This window comes from Pseudomonas sp. R1-43-08 (assembly GCF_003852255.1).
GTDB lineage: Bacteria > Pseudomonadota > Gammaproteobacteria > Pseudomonadales > Pseudomonadaceae > Aquipseudomonas.
The window spans coordinates 2,922,383-2,937,961 of sequence record NZ_CP027734.1 but is presented as its reverse complement, the minus strand read 5'-3'; the positions used below and the strand labels follow the sequence as shown (position 1 = coordinate 2,937,961).

10 protein-coding genes are annotated in these 15,579 nt (G+C 63.4%); 2 read left to right on the top strand and 8 right to left on the bottom strand.

What is annotated here, in order from left to right; genetic code table 11:
• The 7 genes from C4J87_RS13395 to C4J87_RS13365 form a co-directional block, all read right to left on the bottom strand.
• The gene (locus C4J87_RS13395; protein ID WP_256679870.1) at positions 1 to 2,079 is read right to left on the bottom strand and encodes a hydantoinase/oxoprolinase family protein; all 2,079 of its coding nucleotides are present in this window, start codon (positions 2,077 to 2,079) and stop codon (positions 1 to 3) included.
• Between the two features lie 167 nt (positions 2,080 to 2,246).
• Positions 2,247 to 4,874 (bottom strand): LuxR C-terminal-related transcriptional regulator, encoded by a 2,628-nt coding sequence (locus C4J87_RS13390; RefSeq protein ID WP_256679869.1) that lies wholly within the window; start codon positions 4,872 to 4,874, stop codon positions 2,247 to 2,249.
• A gap of 221 nt (positions 4,875 to 5,095) precedes the next feature.
• Positions 5,096 to 6,355 (bottom strand): FAD-binding oxidoreductase, encoded by a 1,260-nt coding sequence (locus C4J87_RS13385; protein WP_124367171.1) that lies wholly within the window; start codon positions 6,353 to 6,355, stop codon positions 5,096 to 5,098.
• Positions 6,356 to 6,358: 3 nt separating this feature from the next.
• Positions 6,359 to 7,930, bottom strand: a complete 1,572-nt coding sequence (locus C4J87_RS13380) for an aldehyde dehydrogenase (NADP(+)) (RefSeq protein ID WP_124367170.1) — start codon at positions 7,928 to 7,930, stop codon at positions 6,359 to 6,361.
• Positions 7,931 to 8,076: 146 nt separating this feature from the next.
• Positions 8,077 to 9,024 carry a dihydrodipicolinate synthase family protein gene (locus tag C4J87_RS13375; protein WP_124367169.1) on the bottom strand — a complete coding sequence of 316 codons (948 nt, stop codon included), beginning with the start codon at positions 9,022 to 9,024 and terminating at the stop codon, positions 8,077 to 8,079.
• 37 nt (positions 9,025 to 9,061) lie between these two features.
• Positions 9,062 to 9,988: a 4-hydroxyproline epimerase gene (locus C4J87_RS13370; protein ID WP_124367168.1), complete on the bottom strand. Its 927-nt coding sequence runs from the start codon at positions 9,986 to 9,988 to the stop codon at positions 9,062 to 9,064.
• 11 nt (positions 9,989 to 9,999) lie between these two features.
• Complete coding sequence (locus tag C4J87_RS13365; RefSeq protein ID WP_124367167.1) at positions 10,000 to 11,625, bottom strand: APC family permease; 1,626 nt, start codon at positions 11,623 to 11,625, stop codon at positions 10,000 to 10,002.
• Positions 11,626 to 11,812: 187 nt separating this feature from the next.
• Between C4J87_RS13365 and C4J87_RS13360 the strand changes: the two genes are divergently transcribed.
• Complete coding sequence (locus C4J87_RS13360; protein WP_124368972.1) at positions 11,813 to 12,601, top strand: AraC family transcriptional regulator; 789 nt, start codon at positions 11,813 to 11,815, stop codon at positions 12,599 to 12,601.
• Between the two features lie 244 nt (positions 12,602 to 12,845).
• Positions 12,846 to 14,909, top strand: coding sequence for a maltose alpha-D-glucosyltransferase (gene treS, locus C4J87_RS13355; protein ID WP_124367166.1), 2,064 nt, complete (start codon positions 12,846 to 12,848; stop codon positions 14,907 to 14,909).
• 56 nt (positions 14,910 to 14,965) lie between these two features.
• Here the strand turns inward: treS and C4J87_RS13350 are convergent, their stop codons facing one another.
• Complete coding sequence (locus C4J87_RS13350; RefSeq protein ID WP_124367165.1) at positions 14,966 to 15,394, bottom strand: hypothetical protein; 429 nt, start codon at positions 15,392 to 15,394, stop codon at positions 14,966 to 14,968.
• Positions 15,395 to 15,579: the final 185 nt, after the last annotated feature.

Genomic DNA, 15,579 nt, shown 5'->3' with positions numbered 1-15,579 from the left:
TTAGCCGTTGATCATGATGTGCAGGTTGCCGAGGCGGTCTACGTGCACGCGGTTGCCGGGGTGAACCACTACGGTGGTGCCCGCGTCCTCGACGATGGCCGGCCCGAAAAATGTCATCAGGGGTTCGAGCAGGCTGTAGTCGTAAAGGCTGGCCTCATGAATGCCTTCCTGGGCGTAATCCACCAGGCGCTGGCCTTTGCAGGCTTCGCTGACCCGGCGGCCGGTAATCGGCAGTGCATGGGGCGTCAACTTGTCAATCTGGCCAACGGCGACGATGTGAAAACCGATGATTTCCAAAGGTGCCTGCAGACGATAGGTGTAGTGCTGTTCGTAAAGGTCATGGAAGCGTTGCTCGATCGCCGCCCAATCGATGTGCAGGGACTCAAGCGAGTTGAGGGGGACCTCGACGGAATGTTCCTGGTTCTGATAGCGCAGCTTGCACAGAACCTGGAGTTCGACCTGTTGCGGATGGATCGCTTCAGTGACGAACTGCTCGCGGGCGCGGCCTGTCAGCTCATCGAGGAACTGCTGTGTCTGCGCAAGACTGCCGTCTTGTGTGGTATCCACGAAGCGGTTGATAAACAGGTCCCGCCGCAGGTCCGAGAGCGTCATGCCCCAGGCGGAGAAGACCGACGCGCTGCGTGGAACGATAACTTTCTCCACGCCCAGTTCTTGCGCAAGCGCGACAGCGTGCATGGCACCGCCGCCGCCGAACGCCATCAGCGTCAATTCTCGTGGGTCATGTCCACGGCTCAAGGACACGAGCTTCAAGGCGTTGACCATATTATCGTTGGCCAGGCGCACGATGCCCCGGGCCACTTCAGCGGTCGGCAGTTGCAAGCGTTGCCCAAGGTCATTCAGGCCGCGGGTTACAGCCGGCAGGTCGGCAACTATGCTGCCGCCACAAAAGTAATCCGGGTTGATGCGCCCGAGCACCAGGTTGGCGTCGGTGGTGGTGATCATGGTGCCACCGTTGCCATAAGCGGCCGGGCCCGGTACGGCGCCGGCAGAGAGGGGGCCGACGTGCAGCTTGTCGAAATCGTCGACCCAGGCAATTGACCCGCCACCGTTGCCGATCTCGACCAGGTCGACCACTGGCACCATGATGGGATAGCCCGCATTGATTCGATTGCGCTCGATCCAGTAGTCGGTTTTTATCGATACCTGGCCGTTGCGAATCAACGCACATTTAGCGGTAGTGCCGCCAATATCGAGGCCCAATATATTGGGCTCGTCGATTAGTTTTCCCAGTTCGGCCGCAGCCCAAAAACCACTTGCAGGGCCCGACTCGACCATGGTGATCGGCGTTTCCCGTGCATGCTCCACGCTATCGACGCCGCAGTTGGACTGCATGATGTACAAGGGGGCTTTATACCCGCCCTCGCGCAATCCGTCGGCGAGGTCATCGAGATAACGCGCAGCGATAGGTTGTATGTACGCACAGAGTGCGGTGGTACTTGAGCGCTCATACTCACGCCATTCGCGGGTGATCTGATGGGACGCTACGACCGATACGGTCGGCCAAAGCCTGCGGACTTCGCGCAACAGTGCCTGCTCATGCGCCGGGTTGGCGTAAGCGTGCAGCAGGCAGATCGCAATGGCTTGGACCTTGTCGGCACGAAACGCCTCAAGGATTTCAGGCAGTTGCGAGAGGTCGAGCGGCTCGCGTTCCTGGCCCGAGGTGCCTAGGCGGCCGGCAACCTCGCGGCGCAAATAGCGCGGCACGAAAGGCGCCGGCTTGACCCATTTAAGGTTGAAATAGTCGGGGCGATTGGCCCGGGCGATCTCCAGTACGTCACGGAAACCCTGGGTCGTGATCAGGGCTGTCTTGACACCCCGGCGCTCGGTGAGGGCATTGATGACAACCGTGGTGCCGTGTGCCAGGAAATCCACGGTGTCGAGGTCGACGTTGGCTTTGCGAATCACGTTGAGCACCCCGTCGGCGAAGTTCGGCGCGGTGGTATCGACTTTGGCGGTACGAATTGTCTGTTCGCCAGTGATCGAATCGCTCTCGAAATACACAAGGTCAGTGAAGGTTCCACCGACATCGGTGGCCACACGCACTGTTTTGCCGTTCATACCCATAGGGAGTCTCCTGTTGTCTTTATTGTTTTCGCAGCCAGGAGAACGCCTCTCGCTGGTGTTGATAAAAGACTAGGGGCGCGGCTGGGGAGACGGCTACACGGGTGGCGGGTAGGGCGTGATGCACAGGGCAGGTCGACTACCCGTCCGGGTAGGTTGGTGGGTCAATCAAGTGCGGCAACGAGGCCCAGGCGCAACGCTGCAGCCACAGCCGCTGTGCGGCTTTCTACATTGAGCTTGGTGAATACGTGTTTGAGATGGAACTTCACGGTGTTCTCGGAAATAGCCATGGCCTGGGCGATCGCCTTGTTCGATTGCCCTTCGGCAAGCAGGATCAGAATCCGGGTTTCCTTGGCGCTGAATGAGGAGCGTGGGCGAATAGGGTGCGCGCGCCATCCCCTTATGCGTGTGATAACTGCCTGCTGGTTGGCGCGGGTGGTGGGGCTCGCTTCCAGTGCAGTGAGTAAGCATGGGCCGGCCTCCAGCAGCAGCCCTGGCAACACATACGCTGGAATGGACGCCAGGACTGCATCCTGGCTGACGGCGTGGCCCTTTGCGTAGCCTGCGAGGGTCAGTAGTTGCAGGCGCCAGGCGGGCAATTGCAAGCCTTTGTCCTGCAGAGCCTTGGCCCCGGCTCGTAAACCATTGAGCGCGACGCCGGATGCGCCTGTCGCGAAGTTAAGCCTGGCCAACGCCAGCGTGGCGGCCTCCTGGTTGCGCCAGTCGTCCGGGCTCGCTGCCGCCTTTTCCAATTGGGCCGCCAGCGCCTCTTGGCGCGCCTGGGTCAATGAACCACTCTGTACCAGCGCATCGACTCGCCAGGTACGCACCAACCGGGCCAGGCGTTGCCAGTTGCGCGAGGCCGCCAATTGACTGGCGTGCTCAAGCTCCAGCAAGGCCGGTTGCAAGCCCAGGTTTCTCAACGCTATACGCCATGCGACTTCCGCAGTGACGGCTGCGATATCCAGCCAGCCATCCGTGTGCTCCAGCGACACCCAGCCATCGCGAAACCAGGGCGTTGCCTCGGTCCATAAGCCCTGCCAGTACAGATGCTGTGCCTTGAGGCAGCCCACTAGCGCTCGTACAGAACTTTCGCTGCCGAACTCCCTGTCGGCCATTGCCAACGTTTCATCGACCGTCCTGGCTGACACACGCACATCGCCCGCGATGGCCAGCACCTGTGCTTCATGCACCCTGCAATAGTGTTCGCCGCGCAAGCTGGCGACCAGGCGCATCTTCAGGTGCGCCGCGCGGATGGTCTCCAAAGCCTGCGGCAACTGCCCCTCCACTAACGCTTGCAGCGCATGCACACACGCGAGCGTGGCCTGTGCCAGCGAGCCGTCGCCTACGATGTCTGTGCAGGGATGGCGCTCAAATTGATCCACGTAGGCGTTGGCCAGTGTCTGGATTACGTGAAAGTCGCGTGCCAGGCGCGGAGCGTCCTTGATCCGACGTCCGGCTTCATCAAGCCATTGAGCGGCGAGGGCGTAGTCGCCGAGTTTGGCGTGCAAGTAGGCCTGGAGCAGGAGCAGATCGGGTTCTGTCCTGCGGGTATGTTCTTCGAACAAGTGCAGCAGGCTTTGGGCGTAGCGAATGCCGTGGTACAGCACCACCTCCCAGCCCCCTGCACGCACCAGCAAGTCGACCGCTAGCCGTGTGTCGCATGCGCCCAATGCGTGGGCGATTGCCGCTGCCCAGTGTCGTTCTTCAGCGAACCATTGCGCCGCCGCGTAATGGATAGTGCGCGCCGCCTCGGCATCGATGCTTTGCTTGAGAAAGTCCCGCAGAAGGCGATGGTGACGAAACCACTGGCGCTTGGCGTCCAGTGGCACGAGGAGGGCGTCCAGATGGGCCATCTGCATCAATAACCGTGAGCTGTCACTGCGCCCGCGCACAGCGTTGGCCAGTTCGGCATTGAAGCGTTCCAGCAGTGCCATGTCACGCAGGAGGTCCTGACATTCAGGCGACAGTCGCTGTACCACTTGCCCTGTCAGGTAGTCGGTCATGTCGGTAATGCGCCCGTTAAAATCCGCCAGGCCATACATGGATGTATCACCCTCGGCGCGCCACAGACGGGCCAGTTGCACAGCCACCGGCCACCCTTCGGTTATTTCATGAACATGTTGAAGTTCGCGAGGCGCAACCTCGGTCCCCAGGATTTCACCGGTCTCGGCCATTGTCAGTTTCAGTGCCTGGGCGGACACCTCATGCACCCAGCCATGGGCCTTCCACTGTGCCAATGGCCAATTCGGCCGTATCCGCGTGGACACTACCCATTCCAGCCAAGGTGCGGCCTGTTCGAGCAGGGCCTGCACAAGGGGGTCAAGATCACGATTTGCGGCGGCGTGATAGTCATCGACAAACAATGTGATCTGGCGGTTCTCCCTGGCCAGTGCGTGAAGCAGGGCGGTCAGCGTGCGCTTGGGCTGTGCATCCAGTGATTGGTTGTGCGCCAGGCGTGGCAAGTGACCCAGATCGAACCCGGCGCGGTCCAGGGTAAGGATCAGATAAGACAGGAAACGATTAGGGGCCGCGTCAGCTTCGTCCAATGACAACCAGGCTACGGATGCCGGTGGAGTGCTCGCCAGCAACGCTTGTCGCCATTGCATCAAGAGTGTCGTCTTGCCGTATCCGGCCGGTGCGACCACCAACACCAACGTGCCTTTGGTGCGCATACGCAAAGTGTCGAGTAAGGCTGTGCGTGGCAAGGTTGTCAGTAACGTCAGGGGCGGCGTCAGTTTGCCCACCCAGCACCAGGCGCTGATCGAGTCGTTAGAGGACGGGGTTTTCACGGCGTTGTTCTCGTGGAGAGGGGCCCGCCTATGGTTTTATCAGCAACGTTTCCAGCGCACGGGTTGAATTATTGCTTGATGTTTAAACGTGCCGTTTATGGGGCCAACGCCAGAGCGCGTGTGACCTTCATCCGCCCGCTAAGCCTTGTTTTTAAGCTGCGGCGGAGGCTTCAACGGCTCTTTGTAGGGATTCTCCTCGTTTTTCGTAAGTTGCTGCCGTATCAAAATCGCCCGAGGCGATAGGGCGCAATAAAGGATGTGTCGCGCTGTTCCACATCAGCTGCTGCCAACCGCCCAACCAGCTCTGCCGTCACCGCCGCCTGAGTCAACCCCAAATGCTGATGACCGAACGCAAGCAACACCTTGCCATCGCACACCCGATCAATGATCGGCAATGAGTCGGGCAGCGACGGCCGGAAACCCATCCATGGCGTGGCTTCGTCAGCATTCAACGGCTGGCGGAACAGTCCGTTGGCCAAGCGATGCAACTGCCACGCCCGCTGCATGTTCGCCGGGCGTTGCAGGCCGGCGAATTCGACGGTGCCGGCCAGGCGCAGGCCGCCGGGCATGGGGGTCATGATGAATTTGCGCTCCAGCGAGGTGACGGCGAAGGGCAAGCGCGCGTGTTCGTGGGGCAGCATCAGGTGATAGCCGCGCTCGGTGTCCAGCGGCACGCGTTTGCCGGTGAGTGCGGCGGTCAGCGCCGCCGAGTGGGCGCCGCAGGCGATCAGGACCTGGCGCGCCGTGACTGCGCCTTGGTCGGTCAGCAGTGACACGCCGCTGCCGTCCACGCGGGCGTCCAGCACGCGCTGCTGCAGGAAGTCCACGCCCAGGGCTTTGGCCGCGTCTACCAAGGCGCCAACCACCGTGTACGGGTCGAGAAAATGCCCCGTACTGGGGAAAAACAAGCCGCCCTGTATGGCCTCGCTCAACTGCGGCGCCGCCGCGTGCACCGCTTCAGCCGACCAGAACGCCACCGGCACGCCTTGCGCCATCATGCGTTGCTGCAAGGCATCCAGCGCTGCGCGGGATTCGGCGCGCTCATACACCAGCAGCGAACCGTCTTCGCGTAACAACTGAGGTTGCCCGATGGACTGCAACAAGCGCTGCCACGCGCCGAGGCTGGCTTCATTCAATGCACGAATACCGGCCACGCTGCGCTGGTAGGGCCCCGGTCGCAGGTTCAGCAGCAAGCGGATAAACCAGGGCAGGGCACGGGGCAGGTAGGTCCAGTCCAGGCGCAGCGGGCCCGTGGGATCCAGCAGCATGGCCGGCAAGCGCTTGAGGATCGACAGGTCGGCGATGGGAAACACCTGCTCGGTCGCCAGGTGCCCGGCATTGCCATAGGAGGCGCCCAGCCCGGGCGCCTGCGCGTCGATCACCCGCACCTGGCGCCCTTGTCGCGCCAATTGCACGGCACAGGCGAGGCCGATGATGCCGGCGCCGACCACGACGATATCCGCTGAGTTGGGCTTGGCCATCGTCTACGCCTCTCTCTGGCCGTCGAGCAAGCGGCGCAATCGCAATGGGTTGCCCTGCTGCAGTGCGGCGGGCAGCAAAGCGTCCGGGAAGTCCTGGTAGCACACTGGGCGCAGGAACCGCAGGATCGCCGCCGTACCCACCGAGGTGCTGCGCGCATCCGAGGTGGCCGGAAACGGCCCGCCATGCACCATGGCGTCGCACACTTCCACGCCTGTCGGCCAGCCGTTGACCAGCAGGCGACCGGCCTTGCGCTCCAGCACCGGCAACAACGCCTGTGCCTGCGGCAGGTCAGGTTCATCCAGGTGCAGGGTGGCGGTGAGTTGGCCTTCCAGGCGTTCAGATACCTCGCGCACCTGCTCGGCATCGCGGCATTCCACCACCAGCGAGGCCGCGCCGAAGACTTCGGCTTGCAAGTGTGGATTGCTCAGGAATGCCTCGGCCTGGGTCACGAACAACTGGGCCTGGCCCTGGTTCGGTCCGCTCGCCGCTAAGCCCTGTGCGGCCGTTCGCGCATGCTGGGTCAGACTGGCTACGCCGCGTTCGTAGGCGTGGAAGATACCGGGGGTGAGCATGGTCTGCGCCGGGCAGCGCTGGAGCGCGTCGCTGGCGCTGTGGATGAAGCGCTCCAGGGCGGCGCCCTGCACGGCGATCACCAAGCCTGGGTTGGTGCAGAACTGGCCGGCGCCCTGGGTCAGTGAGGCGACAAAAGCCTCGGCCAGCGCCGCGCCCCGGGCTTGCAGCGCAGCTGGAAACAGGTACACCGGGTTGATCGAACTCATTTCCGCATACACCGGGATCGGCTCGGGGCGTGCCTGGGCCGCCCGGCACAACGCGATGCCGCCGCTGCGCGAACCGGTAAAGCCCACCGCCTTGATACGCGGGTCGGTCACCAGCGCGGTACCCACCTCATGCCCGGCGTCGTAGAGCAATGAAAACACCCCGTGTGGCAAGCCGCAGTGTTGCACCGCCTGGGCGATGGCGTGGCCCACCAGCTCACTGGTACCGGGGTGGGCCGGGTGGGCCTTGACAATCACCGGGCAACCGGCAGCGAGCGCCGATGCGGTATCGCCGCCGGCCACCGAGAAAGCCAGGGGAAAGTTGCTGGCGCCAAACACCGCCACCGGGCCCAGGGGAATGTGGCGTTGGCGCAGGTCTGCGCGGGGCAAGGGCTGGCGCTCGGGTTGCGCGGGGTCCACCCGCACATCGAGCCATTCACCCAGGCGCACGGTGCGGGCAAAGGTGCGCAACTGCCCGCAGGTGCGGCCGCGTTCGCCCTGGATTCGGGCACGGGGCAGGCCGGTTTCAGCAATGGCGCGGTCGATCAGGGCATCGCCCAGGGCTTCGATGTTGTCGGCGATGGTCTCGAGAAACGTGGCACGGGCGGCCAGGGAAGTTTCGCGGTAAGCGTCAGCAGCGGACCACGCCAGCGCGCAAGCCTGTTCGACATGCTGGCTGTCGCCGCCGGCATAGGCGGGCTCCAGGGGCATATCGGTGGCGGGGTCAATGGCCCGGATCGCTTCGCGCGTGCCGCAAAGGGATTGCTGGCCGATCAGCATATTGCCCGTCAGAGTCATGGGGTCATCCTGTAGAACACAAAGAGTAAGTAGGCGCGAGACATTTGTGGCGAGCAAGCTTGCTTGCGCTGGGGTGCGCAGCGCCCCCCAATAAAGGCCGGAGGCTGCTATGCAGCCAACGGGAGCAAGCTCCCTCGCCACACGGATCAGTCAACGTTCTGCTCGGTCGACCAGTTGGCGTACCACTGGCGGAACAGCGCGAACTGCTGCTCGGCATAGCGGCGTTGAGCGTCGCTGAGCACGTCGGTTTCGTTGAAGTGCAGGGCATAGCCTTGGTCACCGTTGAGCACCATCAAATGCTTGTAATACAGCACCAGGTCGCAGCCTTCATCGAATGACGACAGCACCGCAAGCGCCGCTTCCAGCTCCCGGGCCTGGCGACGCGCCTTGGCATCGCCCTTGGCGGCCTTTTTGCTCAGTGCCACCAGTTGCAGCACTTCCCGTGGCAATGCGTTGCCGATGCCGGTGATCGCGCCGGTGGCGTTGCAATTGACGAAGCCGTGCACTACCTGGGTATCGACGCCCACCATCAGGGTCACGTCATCGTCCTGGGAGGTGATGTTTTCCGCTGCATAGCGCAGGTCGGCAGCGCCGCCGAACTCCTTGAAGCCGATCAGGTTCGGGTGCTCGCGGCGCAGTTCGAAGAACAGCTCGGCGCGGGTGGCGAAACCGTAATACGGGCTGTTGTAGATCACCGCCGGCAGGTTCGGCGCCGCGTTGAGGATCGCCGCGAAGTGGGCCTTTTGTGCGGTGGCGGAAGCGCCACGGGATAGCACGCGCGGAATCACCATCAAGCCATGCGCGCCGACCTTGGCGGCATGCGCGGCGTGGGCCACGGCCTCGCGGCTGTTGACCGCACCGGTGCCGACGATGGTCGGTACGCCGGCGGCCACCAGGCGCGCCACGCCTTCCTGGCGCTCGGCTTCGGTGAGCAGCGGCCAGTCGCCCATGGAGCCGCAATACACCACGGCGCTCATGCCGATATCGACCAGCTCGCGACCCTTGGCCACCAGGGCATCGAAGTCGGGTGTGCGCGCCGGGGTGCAGGGCGTCATCAGGGCGGGCATGCAGCCGGTGAAGATGTTGTCGCTCATGGTGCTGACTCCTTGGTACTCGAGTAGGAAGAGGGGCTCAGATGCCCCAGGCAAAAGGGTCTTGCTCGTCGATCAGCAAGGTGCTGTCGGCGGTCATGTGGGCGCGGCCGGTGATGAACGGGCGTATGCGTTCGCCGTCCCATTCATAGCGGGCCTGGAACTGGCTGCCGGTGATGCTGGCCTGAACCCACGGCTCGCCGGGGCCGAGTGTGCCGTCGGCGGCCAGGCAGGCGAGCTTGGCGCTGGTGCCGGTGCCGCAAGGGGACCGGTCGTAGGCCTTGCCGGGGCACATCACAAAGTTGCGGCTGTCGGCATGGGCGTCATCGGCGAACAGTTCGATGTGGTCGATCAGCGCGCCGTCTGCGCCATGGATACCTTGGGCCTCAAGGGCCTTGAGCATGGCCCAGGTGTAGTCGGTGAGGGCGTCGACGTTGCTCATCTGCAACGCCTGGCCGTGGTCGGACACCAGGAAGAACCAGTTGCCGCCCCAGGCAATGTCACCCATCACCGCGCCATGGCCGGGCACGTCCACCGCGACGTGCCGGCGATAGCGATAGGCGGGCACGTTGCGCAGGGTCACCGTGCCGTCGTCGTGCAGCGTGGCCGCCACCGGGCCAACCGGGGTGTCGAGGGTGTGTACGCCTGGCTCGATCAGCCCCAGGTAGTGCAGCGAGGCCACCAGGCCGATGGTGCCGTGGCCGCACATGCCGAGGTAGCCGGCGTTGTTGAAAAAGATCACGCCGCAGGTGGCGCCTGGGGTGACCGGCGCGCAATACAGCGCACCCACCAACACGTCGTTGCCGCGCGGCTCCAGCAGACAGGCGCGGCGCCATTGGTCGTGGTGGCTGCGCAGGTCGTCGAGCTGGTCGGCGACGGTGGCCCCCGCCAGCGCCGGGAAGCCGTTCATGATCAGGCGCGTAGGTTCGCCGCCGGTGTGGGAGTCGATGACGTGCAGGCGTTTCATGCAAAGCTCCATCAGTGAGTGGCTGCAGAAAGGGGTGGGCTGTAGCGATCGTCACTGACGGCTTCGCTTTCATCGTCTTCGCTTTCCAGGCGCACCAGGTGGGCCGGTACGCCGGTGGCAGCGCCCCAGTAGTAAATGCCCAGGGCGCAGACCGCCACGACGACGGTGTCGAACGGATGGCTGATAAGGCCGATGCCGCCGAAACTGCCGAGCTTGGAGAGCAGGATAGTCACCGCATAGAAACCGATCAGCCAGGCCGACGAGCGCACCTGTTGCTTGAGGTTCAGGTGCGCGGTGGGCACCCAGCGTGCGCACAGCAGGTACACCACGAACATCAGGATCTGCAGGCCGAGCAACCACGACACCGTGCTCCAGCCCGACCAGTACACAATCAGCGCGGCGATGATGAACGACAGCGGGCCCAGTAGCGCCATGCCCTTGACCCGGAACGGCCGCGCCAACTGCGGTGCATTGCGGCGCAGCGCGGCAACGGTGACCGGGGCTACGGCGTAACTCAGGATCAGCGCAGCGGAGACCACGTTGATCAGCGCTTCCCAGGACGGGAAGGGCAGGGTCCAGAACACCGACAGGCCGAAGGTCAGCCACAGGGCCGGGCGCGGGATGCCGGATTTTTCATCGATGCGAGTGAAAATCTTGAAAAACGTGCCGGTCTGCGCCCAGCCATACACCACACGCGGGGTGGCGTTCATGTAGATATTGCCGCAGCCGCTGGGGGAGATCACCGCATCGGCCACCACCAGGTAGGCCAGCCAGCCTACGCCGAGTGCCAGGGCGATATCGCGGTAGGGCAGCGCCAATTCCTTGCTGATCCCGGCCCAGCCGTTGGCGAGCATCTCGGTGGGCACGCCACCCAGGAACGCGGTTTGCAGCAGCACGTAGATTGCCGTCGACAGCAGTACCGAAAGGATCAATGCAATCGGAATCGTACGTTGCGGGTTCTTTACTTCACTGGCCACCGAAATGATCGGCGTCAGCCCCAGGTAGGCGAAGATCACCCCGCCGGCCGACACCGCCATCTCGATGCCCGACAGCCCGAACGGCGCAAAGCCCTGCACCTGGAAATTCGCCGGCTTGAAGAAGGTGAACAGCACGCCGATCACCAGCAGCGGCACGATGAACTTGAACACGCTCACCAGGTTATTGGCGATGGCGAAGGTCTTCACGCTGCGGTAGTTGAGGATGAAGAACAGGCACAGCAAGGCGAACTGCACCAGCCAGCCCAGGGTGGTCGGGTCGCTGGAGCCGGCCTTGGTCAGCTCGGGAAACCACGCCGCAGCGTATTGGCGCGAGGCGACCACCTCGATCGCCACCAGGCTGGAAAATGCGATCAGCGTGATAAACCCCATCAGGTAACCCAACAGCGGGCCATGGGAATACACCGGGTAACGCACCACGCCACCGGCACGGGGCAGGGCGGCGCCGAGTTCGCAATAGACAATGCCCAGCAGCAGCACGGCGAAGCCACCGATGAGCCAGGAGATAATCCCGGCGGGACCGGCGATTGCAGACACATGACTGGCGGCGAATAACCAACCCGAACCGAAGATGGCACCCAACCCGATAAAGGTGAGGTCCATCAATGACAGCTGTTTCTTGAACTTGCCTTGGCCTGACATAGCGGCGCCTTCTTGTGAGTTATTGGATAGGCATGCAGGGGCCCTATCGTGAGCCCGATAAACCCACGGCGATTGATGTTTTTTGTGGGGATGGATGACGAATTCAGCACAATCGCCGGCGCTCGACAGCGTCCCGGGCATGGGGCACTCTGCTCGGCGTCGGGGTCAGAAACGGGCGATGAATGTCATGGTGCAGAACATGCTTGCGAGTCTCTTGCAGGGCAGCCGCCCCCACAGCATCGAGCAACTGCTGACGGGCGCCGCGCAGCTGTTGCCGTTGCTGGACGTGATCCCCAACGCGGCGATCTTCATCAAGGACATCGACGCCCGCTACGTGCTCGCCAACCGCACCCTGGTGCAGCGCTGCGGCCTGCGACACCTGCAACCGCTGCTGGGCAAGACCAGCGCCGAAGTGTTCCCTGCGCAACTGGGGCCGGGATATACCGAGCAGGACCGACGGGTGCTGCAACAGGGGTTCGTCCTGCAAGACCAGCTTGAGCTGCACCTGTACGGCAGCCGCGAACCCGGCTGGTGCCTCACGCACAAATGGCCGCTGTATAGCGATAGCGGCACGATCATCGGCCTGGCCGGTATCTCGGTCGACCTGCAGTCGGCCAGCGAAACCCACCCGGCCTACCAGCGCCTGGCGGCAGTGGACGCGCATATCCGCGCGCACTTCAACCGCCGTGTCACCCTCGGCGAGCTGACGCGCATTGCGGGCATTTCCGTGGCGCAGCTGGAGCGCTACTGCAAGCGCGTGTTCCACCTCACGCCCCGGCAGATGATCCAGAAGGTGCGGCTGGAGCATGCCCACCGATTGCTGCATACCACGCTGCCAATCACCGACGTGGCGTTGCAGTGCGGGTACACCGACCACAGCGCGTTTACCCGGCAGTTCAAGGCGTCGACGGGGTTCACGCCGAGGCAGTACCGCCAGGCGACGCATCCAGTGTGGGAGGGGGCTTGCTCCCGATGACGATCGTTCCCACGCTCCCGCGTGGGGATGCAGCCCGTGACGCTCTGCGTCACCTATGCGCAGTCGCTCCCAGGTGCAGCGGTCGGCGGGACGCGGAGCGTCCCAGGAGGCATTCCCACGCAGAGCGTGGGGACGATCAGCAAGCCCCCTCCCACAGTTGAATCTGCATCTCAATGCAACGAATCGCCCCGCGCGTCGCTCCTATGCGTACGAGTAACCTTTCACGACCACAGGTATCAGGCTTATGACGGCGGCGGACAACGATCATGTGAATTGGCTGGTGCAAGGCTCCATGCTGCACGCGGCGCGCCAGCGGGCCAAACTCTATTCGGGGCAGGGGCGGATGTGGCAGCAGCCCTTTGCGCAAACCCGGCCGCGTGATGCGTCGGCCCTGTCCTCGGTGTGGTTCACGGCGTATCCGGCATCGATCGTGACCCGCGAAGACGGCACGGTGCTGGAAGCGCTGGGCGACGAAACCCTGTGGCATGTGCTGTCGAAGATCGGCATCCAGGGCATTCACAACGGGCCGTTGAAGAAATCCGGCGGTTTGTCCGGTACCGAACATACGCCGACCATCGACGGCAACTTCGACCGCATCAGCTTCGACATCGATCCGCAACTGGGCACCGAGGCGCAGTTGCAGGCGCTGACACGCATGGCCGCCGCGCACAACGCGGTGATCATCGACGACGTGATCCCCTCGCACACTGGCAAGGGCGCGGATTTTCGCCTGGCGGAAATGGCCTATGAAGACTACCCCGGCCTGTACCACATGGTCGAAATCCGCGAAGAAGACTGGCCGTTGCTGCCGGACGTCGCCGAGGGCCGCGACGCGCAGAACCTAAGCCCACCGCAGGTGGATGCGCTACGCGACAAGCACTACATCGTCGGCCAATTGCAGCGGGTGATTTTCTTCGAGCCCGGCGTCAAGGAAACCGACTGGAGCGCCACGCCGGTGGTGGTGGGCGTCGACGGCAAGCCGCGCCGCTGGGTGTACCTGCATTACTTCAAGGAAGGGCAGCCGTCGCTGAACTGGCTCGATCCATCCTTCGCCGCCCAGCAGATGATCATCGGCGACGCGCTGCACGCCATCGACGTAATGGGCGCAAAGATCCTGCGCCTGGACGCCAACGGCTTCCTCGGCGTGGAGCGCAAGCTCGACGGCAGCGCCTGGTCGGAAAGCCATCCGCTGTCGATCACCGGCAACCAGTTGCTGGGTGGGGCAATCCGCAAGGCCGGCGGTTTCAGTTTCCAGGAACTCAACCTCACCGTGGACGACATCGCTTCCATGTCCCATGGCGGCGCCGACCTGTCCTATGACTTCATCACCCGGCCGGCCTACCAGCACGCGTTGCTGATGGGCGACACTGAATTCCTGCGCCTGATGCTGCGCCAGATGCACAGCCTCGGCATCGACCCTGGCTCGCTGATCCACGCGCTGCAAAACCACGATGAACTGACCCTGGAGCTGGTGCACTTCTGGACGTTGCATGCCCATGACAGCTTTATGTTCCAGGGCCAGACCTTCCCCGGCAACATCCTGCGCGAGCATATCCGCGAGCAGATGTACGAACGCCTGACCGGTGAACACGCGCCGTATAACCTCAAGTTCGTCACCAACGGCGTGTCCTGCACCACCGCCAGCATCATTACCGCCGCCCTCGGAATTCGTGACCTGGAGGCCATCACCGCAGCCGATATCCAACAGATTCGCCAGATCCATTTGCTGTTGGTGATGTACAACGCCATGCAGCCTGGGGTGTTTGCGCTATCGGGTTGGGACCTGGTGGGCGCGCTGCCGTTGGCCGCCGAAGACGTCGCACATCTGATGGCCGATGGCGACACGCGCTGGATTCATCGTGGCGCCTACGACCTGGTCGACCTCAACCCCGACGCCGAGCTCTCGGCCGGGCAGATGCCGCGTTCCAGAAGCCTGTATGGCAGCCTGAACAGCCAGTTGCAGGACCCGGACTCATTCGCCTCGCAACTGCAGAAAATCCTCGGCGTGCGCCGCGCCTACGACATCGCCGCCAGCCGCCAGATCCTGATCCCGGATGTGGAGCACCCAGGCCTGCTGGTCATGGTTCACGAATTGCCGGCGGGTAAGGGCACCCAGATCACCGCGCTGAACTTCGGCGCCACGCCGATTACCGAATCCCTGCACCTGCCCAACATCGCACCGGGGCCGGTGGTGGACATCATCAATGAGCGGGTGGAAGGGGACCTGACGGAAGAGGGGACGTTCACGATTACGCTGGATGCGTATGAAGGGCTGGCGTTGCGCGTGGTCAGCAGTACGCCGATGTAAGGCTGGCAGGCCGGGCTGAACGGCGCTCAGCGTCGTTCAGCCCGGGCAGCGTCAGATCAACGGTGCTTGTTCTTGTGTTTATGCTTGTTGCCGTTGTGCTTGCGGCCGTCGGAGCGATGGCTGCTCTCGTCATCCGCCAAGTTGTTGCCTACCGCGCCACCGGCGGCGCCACCCAGGCCTGCGCCGATGGTCGAACCGGTACTGCCGCCCAGGTGGTTACCGATAACCGACCCCCCTGCAGCCCCGACCCCGCCGCCAAGCGCTGCTTCCGTGCGATTGCCTTTCTGCGCGCCCACCGCACCGCCGGCTGCGCCACCTACACCGGCGCCGATGGCCGCGCCGGTCGAACCACCCAGTTGCTGGCCCACGACATTGCCCAGCACGCCGCCGACACCACCGCCCAGGGCGGCAGTGCCATCCCCGGCGGCCATGGCGCCTTGGGAGATCAGGACGCCCAACGCGAGGGCAGGGAGAGTCATTTTCATTTTTTTATACCTCAAGGGCTGTCTCAGGCGCTCACGGGTTAAAGCACGCCTGGTGTTGAGATTAGAGCACAAGCGGTGACGTCGCAGTTCTCGCGATAGAGGTATCCACCAGATAAAAATTTTTTCTCAGCCCTCTTGAATTCTTTTTGTGCGTCCATAAATTTTTGATCACGCGATGCCGAAGA